We start from the raw sequence: 12,183 nt of genomic DNA, 5'->3' as shown, positions 1-12,183 counted from the left end.
GTGGGCTGGCTGGTCCTCGCACTGATGGGTGCGGCCACCTTTATGTACGGCCTGAGCGTGCATGCCACGTTGCTGTGCCTACTGGTCAAGCCGATGCCGGTACTGGCCCTGCTCGGCTGGCTGCACGACGCGCCGCCAGGCGAATATCGACGCTGGATCAGTCTCGGGCTGATTTTTTCGTTAGGGGGCGATGTGTTGCTGGCTTGGCCGGGCGACTTGTTTGTGTTCGGGCTTGGCGCGTTTTTACTGGCGCACTTGGCCTACCTGAAAGCTTATCTCAGTGACTGCCGCCGCCCGGCGCTGGTGCCGTTGGCCGCTGCCTTGTTCATCGGCGCCTTGCTACTGGGAATACTGGTCTCGAATGGCCTCGGACCGTTGCTGGTGCCAGTGATCGTCTATGGCCTGGTAATCAGCGCAATGCTCTGGAGAGCCCTGGCGCGCTTGGGGACCGAGGTGCCGAAACGCTCGGCCCTGCTCGCGGCAGCCGGAGCGCTGGGGTTTGTCTTTTCCGACAGCCTGATCGGCATCAACCGGTTCGTGGCGCCGTTCCATGCCGCGCCTTATCTGATCATCATCAGTTACTGGCTGGGCCAGTGGGGAATCACCGCGTCAGCGTTTCCCCAAAAGCCGCACTAAAACAGCGTTTTTCTGGTTAAAATGCCGGCCTTTTAACCGCCCCAGCCGCTGGAACCGCCGTGAGCAAAGAGCCCGATCGCCTATTCGCCCAACCCTTGGCCCAGGTGCCCGACTTCGCCTTCAATGAAGACGTGGTGCGAGTGTTCCCGGACATGATCAAGCGTTCGGTGCCAGGCTACCCGACCATCGTCGAGAACCTCGGTGTGCTCGCGGCGCAATTCGCCCAGCCCAACAGCGTTCTCTATGACCTGGGCTCATCCCTCGGAGCCGTCACCCAGGCATTGCGCCGTCACGTACGCACCGACGGCTGCCGGGTGATTGCGGTGGATAATTCCTCGGCCATGGTCGAGCGCTGCCGCGAATACCTCAATGGCCAGGACTCGATGTTCCAGGAGCTGCTGCCCGTGGAGGTGATCGAGGGCGACATCCTGGCCCTGGCGTTCCAGCCGGCTTCGGTGGTGGCGTTGAATTTCACCCTGCAATTCATCGCGCCAGACCAGCGCACCGCCCTGCTGAGTCGCATCCATCAGGCGTTGCTGCCCGGCGGCGCGCTGATCCTTTCCGAAAAGCTGCGCTTCAACGATGCCGAAGAGCACGCACTGCTGACCGACCTGCACGTGGCGTTCAAGCGCGCCAACGGCTACAGCGAACTGGAAATCGCCCAGAAACGCAGCGCCATCGAAAACGTCATGAAGCCCGACAGCCTCGAAGAACACCGCGAACGCCTGCTGCAAGCCGGGTTCTCGAAAGTCGTGCCGTGGTTCCAGTGCCTTAACTTCGCCTCGTTGATTGCCCTGCCATGATTGATCTGTCTCCCCTCGCCCGCCATCTGGCCGGCACGCCCCTGGCCGATTGGGCCACGACGCTGCAAACGCAGCTCGACATCAAGATGGAAAAGGGCCACGGCGACCTGGAGCGTTGGCAAAGCGCCCTCGATGCGCTACCGGTCTTGCAGCCCACCACCGTAGACCTGCTGAACGGGCTGACGCTGGATGCCGATTGTTCCGCCGAAACCCGCGTCCAGATGCGTTCCGCGCTGATGGGTCTTTCGCCTTGGCGCAAAGGACCGTTCGATCTGTTTGGTGTGCACGTCGACACCGAATGGCGCTCGGACTGGAAGTGGTCGCGCGTGGCGCCGCACCTCGACCTCCAGGGCAAGCGCATCCTCGATGTGGGCTGCGGCAATGGCTACTACATGTGGCGCATGCTCGGTGCCGGGGCGGACACGGTGATCGGTGTCGATCCCAACTGGCTGTTTTTCTGTCAGTTCCAGGCGGTGCAGCGCTATCTGTCGCAGCCCAACGCCTGGCACCTGCCGTTCCCGTTCGAAGCCCTGCCGCCGGAGCTGGAAGGCTTCGACACGGTATTTTCCATGGGTGTGTTCTACCACCGCCGCTCGCCGATCGAGCATTTGCTCGCCTTGAAGGATTGCCTGGTCAAGGGCGGCGAACTGGTACTGGAAACCTTGGTGATCGAGGGCGATGAGCATCAGGTGCTGGTGCCCGAGGATCGCTACGCGCAGATGCGCAACGTCTGGTTCCTGCCGTCGGTCCCGGCCCTGGAGCGCTGGCTGCGCCGCGCCGGGTTCAGCGATGTGCGTTGCGTGGACGTGAGCCTGACGACCGTCGAGGAACAGCGCAGCACTGAATGGATGAAGTACCAATCACTGAGCGACTTCCTTGATCCTGCAGACCACAGCAAGACCATCGAAGGACTGCCGGCACCGATGCGGGCGGTGATTGTGGCGCGTAAGTAAATCGCCCAAGCCCCCCCATCCGAGGCCACAGGGTATGCGTTCAGCCTGAAGGCTTGGCTCGCCTGGCCTTGAAAAACTCACTGAGTACCGTACTGCACTCTTCAGCCAGCACCCCACCCTCGAATATCACCCGATGGTTCAGGAAGCCCTGGCTGAAAAACTGCCCCTGGCTCTGCACAATCCCAGCCTTGGGCTCCAGGGCGCCATAGACGACCCGGGCGATACGTGAATGAACGATCAGGCCCGCGCACATGCTGCACGGTTCCAACGTGACGTAGAGCGTGCTGCCCGGCAGGCGGTAGTTGCTCAGCGCCTGGGCGGCGGCACGGATCGCGACCATTTCCGCGTGGGCGCTGGGGTCGTGGCCGCTGATCGGGCAATTGAAGCCGCGGCCAATGATTTCGCCGTCCTGCACCAGCACCGCGCCCACCGGCACTTCGCCCAGGGCCGCACCCTGTTCGGCGAGGGCCAGGGCTTCGCGCATGAAGTCCTGGTCACGGCTGCGGTCGATGATCCTGGCAGGGCGAATCTGGCGCATCACGCGACCTCGATGGCGGCCATCAGGCCGGTTTCCATGTGGTCGATCACATGGCAGTGGAACATCCACACGCCTGGATTATCCGCCACCAGCGCCACCTGCGCCCGCTCGTTCTTGCCCAGCAAGTAGGTGTCGGTGAAGTACGGCACGACTTTGTGCCGGTTCGAGGCGATGACCTTGAAACTCATGCCGTGCAGATGGATCGGGTGCTGGTACTGGGTCATGTTCTTCAATTCGAAAATGTAGCTCTGGCCTTTTTTCAGCGTGGCGATCGGCCGGTCGGCGCAGGTCTTGTCGGTGATGTCCCAGGCCTTGCCGTTGATCTGCCACAGGCTCGGCGGCTTGCCATTGTCGACATTGACCGACACCGAGCCGACCCATTCGAAATTGAAGTTGAGTTTCTCGGCATTGGCCAGGTCCGGCTCGGCCACAGGGTTGGGCGGCAGCGCTGGCGGCCATGGGGTCGGCGCGTCATTGTTAGGCACCGAACGCAGCGTCCCCAGGCGCACCGGGCCGTTGCGCAGTGACAACTCTTCACCGGCCGGCGGTGCCTTGATCGCCAGGCAAATGCGCATGCCCGGGCCAAGCCAGTATTCCTTGCCCAGCGGGCGCGGTTCGATGGGATTGCCATCCAGCGCATAGATCTGCGCTTCAACGCCGGGGATGTTGATACGGTAAGTCAGGGTGTTATCGAGGTTAAGCAAGCGCACCCGAGTGATCTGCCCGGCCGGCAGGTCAATCACCGCTTGCGGCACACCGTTGATGGTCGACAGCCGTCCGGCCGTTCCACCACGCGCCGCCTCACGGGGAATGCTGAACGCGACAAACTCGCCCTGCTCATCGACGTGCCAGCTCTTGAGGCTCAGGGTCTGTTCGTACTTGAAACCCGTGGGCTCACGTTCTTCGATGATCAGTGGCCCCACCAGCCCACGCCCGAGCTCTTCACTGCTGTTGACATGGGGGTGATACCAATAGCTGCCGGCGTCCGGCACGCGGAATTTGTAATCGAAATACTCACCCGGCAATACCGGCAGTTGCGAGACGTACGGCACCCCGTCCATTTCCAGCGGCAAGCGGATGCCATGCCAGTGAATGGTGGTCGCGACCGGCAGGTGGTTGATGAAGCGTACCCGCAGCCATTCGCCCTGGCGCACCCGTAGTTCGGTACCCGGCGCCGAAGGGCCAAACGCCCAGGCTTGGGTCTTGTGCCCGGCCACCAACTCGACATCCAGAGGTGCTGCCATCAATTCGTAGTCGTGACCGGCCTCGGCGTCGGCCATCTTGCCCAACCAATACCGCGACGCGCCGCCTGCGCCCACACCAACGACAACAAGACCGGCCAGGCCACCGAGTATTTGGCGACGGGTAAAGGACATGAACGCGACTACCTCTGGATCTGCGACGGACCGGTAGGCCCGCAAAAGGCGAATACGATACACCCGCAGATGAGAAACGGTAAGGAAACCAAGATGAAAAAAAACGTGTGGTGGTTATTTCCCGACAGAAGAATGAATCGAGCGGTCAGCGCTTCGCGCCCAGCGGGAGCGGTGAGGCGAACCTTCCAAACTTCATTACCGCAAAACACCGAACGCCCCCCCAAGCCGAACCGCTCTTGTAGCGAAGGAGCTTGCTCCCCCCGCCGGGTTGCGCAGCAGCCCCCGACAATCAGCCCGGCAGGCCTGTAATCAGATGCACCACGCCGTTGTCCAGCGTCATCACTCCCGTCACACCGGCGCCGCTCAACCCGGCCCGATCAATCCGTGCCACATCCAGCAGCTCCACCCGCAGCCGCGTCAACGCCACGGGCTGATGGGACTTGAGATTGTCCGCGCCGCCCAACGCGGCAACGATGGCCGGCGCCAACCCTTCAACCGCCGCCGGCCGCTTGGGTTCTTCCGGTACCAGGTCCGGGGTCAAGGCTTTCCAGAACGCCCGTTGCAGTTTGTCGAACATGTTCAATGCTCCATGGCCAGGTTGGCCGGGTTGGCGGTGGATGAGTAAGTACGCAGGAGGTCACGCACCTGCTCCGCGCTGTCCTGGCCCAAGGCCTGTTGAGCGAGCGTGCGGCATTCCGTCAGATCCCAATCACGCACGCAGGCCTTAATCGCCGGAATCAGCGGCACACTGACCGATAACTCATCCACGCCCAACCCCAGCAACAGCGGCACCGCCAAGGGTTCCGAGGCCAGCGCGCCACATACTCCGACCCATTTACCATGGGCGCGAGCGGCCTCGGCTGTACGGGCGATCAGGCGCAACACCGAGGGGTGCAGGCTGTCGGCCTGGCTGGCCAGGCGCGGGTGGTCACGGTCCATGGCCAGGGTGTATTGGGTCAGGTCGTTGGTGCCGATGGAGAAGAAATCCACCTCTGGGGCAAACAAGTCGGCCATCAGCGCTGCCGCGGGCACTTCGATCATGACGCCCAGCTTTGGCGCCTGCTTGAGTCCCAGATGGCGAACCTCTTCGTCCAGCATCTGCCGCGCCAGGCGCAGCTCCGCCAGTTGCGTGACCATGGGCAGCATGATGTGCAGCCGCGCCAACCCCGAACAGGCCAGAATCGCCCGGAACTGTTCGCGCAACAACTGCGGTCGCTCCAAGCACAAGCGAATGCCGCGCATGCCGAGGAATGGGTTGGCTTCATGAGCCATTGGCACATAGGCCAGAGGCTTGTCCCCGCCCACATCCAGGGTGCGAACCACCAGGTTGCGCTCAGGCCCGAGAACCCGGGCAACGGCGCTGTACAGGGCCGCTTGCTCGTCGTGAGCCGGTGGGTCCGCGCGATCCAGGTAAAGCAGTTCGGAGCGCAACAGCCCCACACCTTCCCCTCCCAGGGTCATGGCTTGCTCCACGTCCCGCAGCGACCCGACATTGGCACTGACTTCGATTCGATGGCCGTCAAGGGTACGAGCCGCCAGGGCCGACTGTTCGAGGTCACGCTGGTGTCGCTGGCGCTGTTGCTCACCCGAGGCCTGGCGCTGCTCGATCAGGGCCTGATCCGGGTTCACGTGCAGTTCACCAGTGTCAGCGTCCAGCAACACCCGGGTGCCATTCTCCAAGGCCAGCACCGCTTGTGCCACGCCACACAACGAGGGCAGGCCCAGCGCACGGGCCAGGATCGCGACATGGCTGGTGGCGCCGCCGCCCACCGTAACAAAACCGGCGATGCGTGAGGTGTCGAGGCTGGCGGTCTGGGAGGGTGTCAGTTGCTCGGCCACCAGAATCGCCTGTTCGGGCAGGTTCCACGCGTTGTCCTGCACGCCCAGGATCAACTTGAGCACCCGTTGCCCGACATCGGCCAGGTCCGTTGCGCGCTCGGCCAGCAAAGCGCTGCCCAATTGCTGGAACAGCGCAGCGCTCGCCTCGGTGGCGGTTTTCCAGGCGAACGCCGCGCTCTTGCCCGCGGCGATCAAGGCTTGGGCCTGCTCCAGCAAGGTGGGGTCTTCCAGCAACTCTTGATGGGCACGAAAAATCTGTGCCTGGACACCGCCTGCCGCCTCGTCCTGTAATGCCTTCAAGGCTTGCGTCGCCAGCTCCAGCGCTTGATCCAGGGCCGCCTGCTCAGCCTCGATGCCGACGCCCGCCGCCTCGATGTCCAAGACCTGGGAAGCGATCTGGACCACTTCGCCAAACGCCGAGCCAGGCGATGCGCAGACACCCCGCAACCGGCCGGGCGTCGACGCTTCGATGGCGGTGATCGGCTCCAGAGTTAGCGGCGCCCGCACTGTTTCGCCGCACCCTGACAGCAGCAATTGTTCCAGCGCTTCGATGGCCTGCCCAGCCTGGGCACCGGCGGCGCTGATCTGCAGACTGTCACCCTTGGTCGTCTGCAACGCCATGATCGCCACCACGGATTTGGCGTTGGCGCTGGCTTGCTGCTTATGCAGTTGGATATGGGCATCGAAGCCCTTGGCGGCCTGGGCAAACACCGCGGCAGGACGGGCATGCAGGCCACTTTCATTGGGCACGACCAGCGGCCTGGAAAACAGCACGGAGCCCTGCTGCGCCTCATCGACCGCTCCCCCACCTGAGCGCACCTGCAACAATGGCACGCCGCTCTCGATGCAAGTGGCCTCGTCCACGAGCAGGCTGAAGGGTTCGCCACTGACCACCAGCATCAGCGTCAGCAGACTGCGCGCGTGCAAGGCGATGTAGTCGGCATCGAAATCGATCAGCGGCTGGCCGGCCTCGACCCGTTGCCCCATGGTCACCCGCGAGGTGAACCCCTTGCCCGCCAGGTTGACCGTGTCCAGGCCGATATGCATCAGCACCTGGACACCATTGTCAGCGGTGATACTGACCGCATGGGCGCTGTCCTGGAGCGTGCCGATGACACCGGACAGCGGCGCGCAAAGGGTTTGCGAGGTCGGATCGATACAAATGCCATCCCCCACCACACGGCTGGAGAAAACCGGATCCGGCACGCTGTCCAAAGGCATCAAGACCCCGGACAGCGGGGCGAGCAATTGCAAGGATTGCGTTGTTTTCATGACTTCACCTGCTGCTGTCTGTTCTTTTTCGCATCGCGGGCACGCCGATCAGCGACCCGCGCCTGCACGGGTCACTTCCACCAATATTCGACCTGCAGGCCCACATTGGAGCCATGTCGCGCCCCGCCAAACGCCCCGGTGTCGGACAGCGCCGAACCGGCCGCCAGCTCATTGGCTGCTCGCTGGGCCGCCGCGTTCCAACTGGCGTAGGTGTAATAGAGCCGTATTTCCGGGCGCGCCCAGAATTCCGGGCCCTTGGGCGACCAGGTGGGGGCAACGGTGAATTTGCTCAGCTTGCGTGTTCCATCGTTGGCCTGCACCTGGTCGTGGCCCAGTTCAGCCACCAATTTGAACTGGTCGGTGATGGCGTAGGCCGGGCGAACCCCCAACGACAGCCAGTCCTGGTCAGTGCCGTCGGGGCGGATGTCCTTCTGGTACACCGTCTGCACCTGCCCGCCGAAACGCGGCGTGACCTGCCAATCGAAAAACTCCACCAGACGATAGCTTTTGTTGCTGTCGTCCAGCCCGGTGTCGCCGGTATAACCCAGCCCAGTGCCGGGGCCCTCGCCGTATTGCAAGGCCAATTTGTTCTTGCCACCCAGGAAGTCCTGCTGCACATGCTGGGCGGTCAGGGCCCAACCACGATGGGCATCACGACGGTTCGCCCGGTCGATGAAACTCAGGCCCAACTCCAGCTCGCCGCCAGGGTTGGTCCTGAAACCGGCGACGTTGAAGTCATGCCGGTTGACCGGGTCTTTCTGGTAGAGGTTGTCCTTGCGCGAGAAGGCGTAGCTGTATTTCAGCCCACCGATCAGCACGTCCTCGATCCCGCCACCCGTGGCGCTCTGGTTCCAGTAGTAGAAATCCGAAATATGGATGTCGTTGCGTTTGTAATACCGCCGACCGGCCCACAACGACCCGCCGTTCAGGCTGGGCATGTTCGACCATTGGGCATACATCTGCGGCATGCGCGCCGCGCCGTTTTCACCCTGAAAGGTCGGCGTGCGGTCGTAGCGGTTGTACAGCGACGCCATGCCATCCACGCTCAACACCGAGCCATCGTCGAGGGTGAACAGATCCTGGCGCAGCTCCAACTCCCCGTACTGCTCGCACTCGTTGCCCAACCGATATTTAGTCTGCGCCCCAGGCAACTGGAAACAGGATTGGGAACGGCCATTGATCGCGCTGCCGACGCCACTGCGCAGATAACCGGAAAACTCCAGCGCCTGAACCGGAAACGGCAGCGCCAGGCAGATACAGGACGCGGCCAGGCCACGGTTTATTATTGTTTTCATACGCCTCTCCATTGTTTCTTATTGTTGTTTGCTCCATGACTCCCCCCTTGTTTGCCGTTTGGCTGACGACAAGGGACCCACGATGCGTGCGGCGCAACGTGTTCGCTGTCAGGCATTGCCTGGGCGGGGGAAGTTTTTTATTCAGTCGCTCAGGTGCAGCACGAACGACTCGTAGGGCCGCAGGCGCAGCCGTCGGTATCGGTGTTCGCCCGCTTCGTAGTTGCCAATCACCCAGCGTTGCTTCGTGTCATGGGTGAGGATCCCTTCGGGCAGTTCCACCTCGCAGTCGCCCCCATAAAAATGGCTGACCACCAGCAGGCGCTCGCCCTGCCCTTCGCGCAGGTACGCCCATACGTGCGGATGTTCGGGCAATAGCAAGCGATAGACGCCATCCTGGATCAAGGCTTCGCTGCGGCGCAGGGCGATCAGCTCGCGGTAGTAGTGCAGCACCGAGGTCGGGTCTTTTTGTTGTTGCTCGACATTGATGAAAGCGGCGTTGGCAGGCACGCCAATCCAGGGTTCGACCCGACTGAAACCCGCGTTCGGCCCTGCACTCCATTGCATCGGCGTGCGCCCGTTGTCACGGGACTTCTGCATGATTGGCGCCATGGCCTCGGCTTCAGGGACTCCGGCGTTGCGCTTGAGGCGATAGATGTTCAGGGTTTCCACATCGCGGTATTGCTCGATGTGATCGAAACCCGGATTGGTCATGCCCAGTTCTTCGCCCTGGTAAACGAACGGCGTGCCCTGGAGAAAGTGCAACGCCGTGGCGAGCATCTTCGCCGACGGTACGCGGTACTCACCGTCATCGCCGAACCGCGACACCACCCGCGGCTGGTCATGGTTACACCAGAACAGCGCATTCCAACCGTCACCGGCCTGCATGCCGACTTGCCAGTCGGACAGGATGCGTTTGAGCTCAAGAAAATCGAAGTCGGCCCGCACCCATTTTTGCAGGTTCGGATAATCCACCTTCAGATGGTGGAAATTGAAGGTCATCGACAGTTCGCGGGAGGCCGGGCACGAATAACGAACACAGTGCTCCAGGCTGGTGGACGACATCTCGCCAACGTTGATCAGGTCGAAACCCTCGAAGACTTCCCGATGCATTTCCTGCAGGTAGCGGTGCACGTTGGGACCGTCAGTATAGAAACGCCGACCGTCGGTGTGGTCGTCAGGGAAGTCCGCCGGCTTGGAGATCAGGTTGATCACATCGAGACGGAAGCCGCCAACGCCCTTGTCCCGCCAGAAACGCATCATCTTGAACACTTCGGCACGGACCCGGGGGTTGTCCCAGTTCAGGTCGGCCTGGGTATGGTCGAACAGATGCAGGTAATACTGGCCAGTCTGCGCTTCGTACTCCCAGGCCGAACCGCCGAACTTGGACTCCCAGGTGTTCGGCTGGTCCCGCCAGATATAGAAATCGCGGTATGGGTTGTCGAGGCTGCTGCGGGCGGCCTGGAACCAGGGATGCTCGATGGAGGTATGGTTAACCACGATGTCCAGCATAAGCTTGATGCCGCGTTTTTGCGCTTCGGCGATCAACACTTCGCAATCGGCCATCGTGCCGTAGCTGGGGTCGATGGCGTAGTAGTCGCTGATGTCGTAGCCATTGTCCCTTTGCGGTGAACGCAGGAACGGCGTGAGCCACAAATAATCGACACCCAGCCAGTGCAGGTAGTCGAGCTTGTCCACCACCCCCAGCAAGTCGCCGGTGGGTTGTCCGCCATGGCTGTAGAAACTCTTGGGATAGATCTGGTAGATCACCGAGCGTTGCCAGTCTTGCATGTGCGTTTCCTTCAATCTGTTTGGTTCGGCCTTGCGGGCCTCATCGTGCAAACACCCGGCGTCAGGCCACCCGATACCCCGGCCGGACGATCTTCATGCTCAGCGCGCAGGTCAGGGCAAAGGGCACGCTCATGGCGATGACCATGCCGACCACGAACATCGGTATGTAGTCCGGCACGATGGAAATGAAACCCGGCAGCCCGCCCACCCCAATCGCCGAGGCCTTGATCTTGTTCAGCGACAGGAAAATGCAACCCAGGGCCGAACCGGCCAGGGCGCAATAAAAGGGGAATTTGTAGCGCAGGTTGACCCCGAACATTGCCGGTTCGGTGATGCCGAAATAAGCGGAAATCGCCGAAGTGGAGGCCATGCTCTTATCCCGCGCATTGCGCGTCATGTAGAACACCGCCAGCGCCGCGCTGCCTTGGGCCAGATTGGACATGACGATCATTGGCCAGATGAAGGTGCCGCCCTGGGTCGAGATCAACTGCAGGTCTACCGCGAGGAACATATGGTGCATGCCGGTCACCACCAGCGGCGCATAGAGCAGGCCGAAAATCGCCCCGCCGATCACTGGCGCCAGGTCGAACAGCGCCACCATGCCTTCGGTGATCAGGATGCCCAGGTGGCGGGTGACCGGACCGATGATGGCGAGGGCCAGCACCCCGGTGATCACGATGGTGGTGATGGGGATCACCAGCAGTTGGATCGCGTTGGGCACCCTGGCCCGCAACCAGCGCTCGATCACGCTCATGACATAGGCCGCCAGCAGGATCGGCAGGATCTGACCCTGGTAGCCGACTTTCTCGATCTGGAACCAACCGAAGATGTCGAAATACGGCAGGCTCTGGCCATCCAACCCCGCCACCGCCTTGCCGTAGTTCCAGGCGTTGAGCAGATCCGGGTGGACGAGCATCAGGCCCAGCACGATGCCCAGAATCTCACTGCCGCCGAAACGCTTGGCCGCCGACCAACCCACCAGCGCCGGAAGAAAAACGAAGGAGGTATTGGCCATCAGGTTGATCAGGCTCCAGACGCCGTCCAGGTTCGGATAGGCATCGAGCAATGTCTGTCCGGCAATGAACATGCCCTTGGCGCCCAGCAGGTTGTTGACGCCCATCAGCAGGCCAGCAATCACCAGCGCGGGCAGGATAGGCATGAACACATCGGAGAGCACCCGCACCAGGCGCTGCATGCCGTTGCCCTTCTGCGCGCCCTGGCGCTTGACGTCAGCGATGGTGGCGGCGGCCAGGCCCGTCAGCTCGCGCAGGGCGGCATAGACCTTTTCCACCTCGCCGGGGCCAATGACCACCTGGAACAGGCCACCGGTGAAAAACGAGCCCTTGACCAGGTCGATCTGGTTCAGCGTGGCACTGTCCACCCGGGCCGCATCCTTGAGGGACAGGCGCAGGCGCGTCACGCAATGGGCTGCCTGCTCGATATTGTCGACGCCACCCAAGCTTTGCAGCAGCTCGCTGGCGATTCTGGAGTAATCGTGGCTCATGCTTTTTTCTTCCGCGTCATTCTTGTTATCGAGAGTCGACAGCACGTGGAAGAGAAAGTACTCGTCTGTACGAGTTAAAGCAACAACTGGTACAGACGAGTTATGTTTTGTTTATGATGAGCCCCGAATACCCTGGAAACGTCCTACGCTACTGTCGGCAAAAAATGACAGGCGATTGG

10 protein-coding genes are annotated in these 12,183 nt (G+C 62.0%); 3 read left to right on the top strand and 7 right to left on the bottom strand.

Going from position 1 to position 12,183, the window contains the following annotated elements; genetic code table 11:
* The 3 genes from JZ00_RS16790 to cmoB are packed head-to-tail and all read left to right on the top strand — an operon-like array spanning position 1 to position 2,392.
* Entirely contained in the window at positions 1-636 is a 636-nt protein-coding gene (locus JZ00_RS16790) for a lysoplasmalogenase (RefSeq protein WP_039592078.1), read from the top strand.
* 59 nt (positions 637-695) lie between these two features.
* Positions 696-1,439, top strand: a complete 744-nt coding sequence (cmoA, locus tag JZ00_RS16785; RefSeq protein WP_039592080.1) for a carboxy-S-adenosyl-L-methionine synthase CmoA — start codon at positions 696-698, stop codon at positions 1,437-1,439.
* Complete coding sequence (gene cmoB, locus JZ00_RS16780; protein WP_039592081.1) at positions 1,436-2,392, top strand: tRNA 5-methoxyuridine(34)/uridine 5-oxyacetic acid(34) synthase CmoB; 957 nt, start codon at positions 1,436-1,438, stop codon at positions 2,390-2,392. The genes cmoA and cmoB overlap by 4 nt, the downstream gene beginning before the upstream one ends.
* Positions 2,393-2,432: 40 nt before the next feature.
* Here the strand turns inward: cmoB and tadA are convergent, their stop codons facing one another.
* The 7 genes from tadA to treP all read right to left on the bottom strand — a co-directional run bounded on the left by tadA (position 2,433) and on the right by treP (position 12,004).
* Positions 2,433-2,930 (bottom strand): tRNA adenosine(34) deaminase TadA, encoded by a 498-nt coding sequence (tadA, locus tag JZ00_RS16775; protein WP_039592082.1) that lies wholly within the window; start codon positions 2,928-2,930, stop codon positions 2,433-2,435.
* Positions 2,930-4,306 carry a multicopper oxidase family protein gene (locus tag JZ00_RS16770; RefSeq protein ID WP_039592084.1) on the bottom strand — a complete coding sequence of 459 codons (1,377 nt, stop codon included), beginning with the start codon at positions 4,304-4,306 and terminating at the stop codon, positions 2,930-2,932. Before JZ00_RS16770 ends, tadA begins: the two co-directional genes overlap by 1 nt.
* A 289-nt stretch (positions 4,307-4,595) precedes the next feature.
* Entirely contained in the window at positions 4,596-4,883 is a 288-nt protein-coding gene (locus JZ00_RS16765; protein WP_039592085.1) for a PTS transporter subunit EIIB, read from the bottom strand.
* 2 nt (positions 4,884-4,885) lie between these two features.
* Entirely contained in the window at positions 4,886-7,417 is a 2,532-nt protein-coding gene (gene ptsP, locus JZ00_RS16760; protein WP_039592086.1) for a phosphoenolpyruvate--protein phosphotransferase, read from the bottom strand.
* A gap of 71 nt (positions 7,418-7,488) precedes the next feature.
* Complete coding sequence (locus JZ00_RS16755; protein ID WP_039592088.1) at positions 7,489-8,712, bottom strand: maltoporin; 1,224 nt, start codon at positions 8,710-8,712, stop codon at positions 7,489-7,491.
* A gap of 141 nt (positions 8,713-8,853) precedes the next feature.
* Positions 8,854-10,500: an alpha,alpha-phosphotrehalase gene (gene treC, locus JZ00_RS16750; protein ID WP_039592090.1), complete on the bottom strand. Its 1,647-nt coding sequence runs from the start codon at positions 10,498-10,500 to the stop codon at positions 8,854-8,856.
* 61 nt (positions 10,501-10,561) lie between these two features.
* Positions 10,562-12,004 carry a PTS system trehalose-specific EIIBC component gene (treP, locus tag JZ00_RS16745; RefSeq protein WP_039592091.1) on the bottom strand — a complete coding sequence of 481 codons (1,443 nt, stop codon included), beginning with the start codon at positions 12,002-12,004 and terminating at the stop codon, positions 10,562-10,564.
* Positions 12,005-12,183 lie beyond the last annotated feature (179 nt).

It is taken from the genome of Pseudomonas frederiksbergensis, assembly GCF_000802155.2.
GTDB classification, from domain to species: Bacteria; Pseudomonadota; Gammaproteobacteria; order Pseudomonadales; family Pseudomonadaceae; genus Aquipseudomonas; species Aquipseudomonas frederiksbergensis_A.
Note: the sequence above shows the minus strand (reverse complement) of the source record. Positions and strands in the feature narration are given on the sequence as shown.

Bases quoted from the DNA above. Each gene is read 5' to 3' on its own strand.
- JZ00_RS16765 (WP_039592085.1), bottom strand. From the start codon at position 4,883: ATGTTCGACAAACTGCAACGGGCGTTCTGGAAAGCCTTGACCCCGGAC.
- JZ00_RS16770 (WP_039592084.1), bottom strand. From the start codon at position 4,306: ATGTCCTTTACCCGTCGCCAAATACTCGGTGGCCTGGCCGGTCTTGTT.
- cmoB (WP_039592081.1), top strand. From the start codon at position 1,436: ATGATTGATCTGTCTCCCCTCGCCCGCCATCTGGCCGGCACGCCCCTG.
- tadA (WP_039592082.1), bottom strand. From the start codon at position 2,930: ATGCGCCAGATTCGCCCTGCCAGGATCATCGACCGCAGCCGTGACCAG.
- JZ00_RS16755 (WP_039592088.1), bottom strand. From the start codon at position 8,712: ATGAAAACAATAATAAACCGTGGCCTGGCCGCGTCCTGTATCTGCCTG.
- treP (WP_039592091.1), bottom strand. From the start codon at position 12,004: ATGAGCCACGATTACTCCAGAATCGCCAGCGAGCTGCTGCAAAGCTTG.
- ptsP (WP_039592086.1), bottom strand. From the start codon at position 7,417: ATGAAAACAACGCAATCCTTGCAATTGCTCGCCCCGCTGTCCGGGGTC.
- treC (WP_039592090.1), bottom strand. From the start codon at position 10,500: ATGCAAGACTGGCAACGCTCGGTGATCTACCAGATCTATCCCAAGAGT.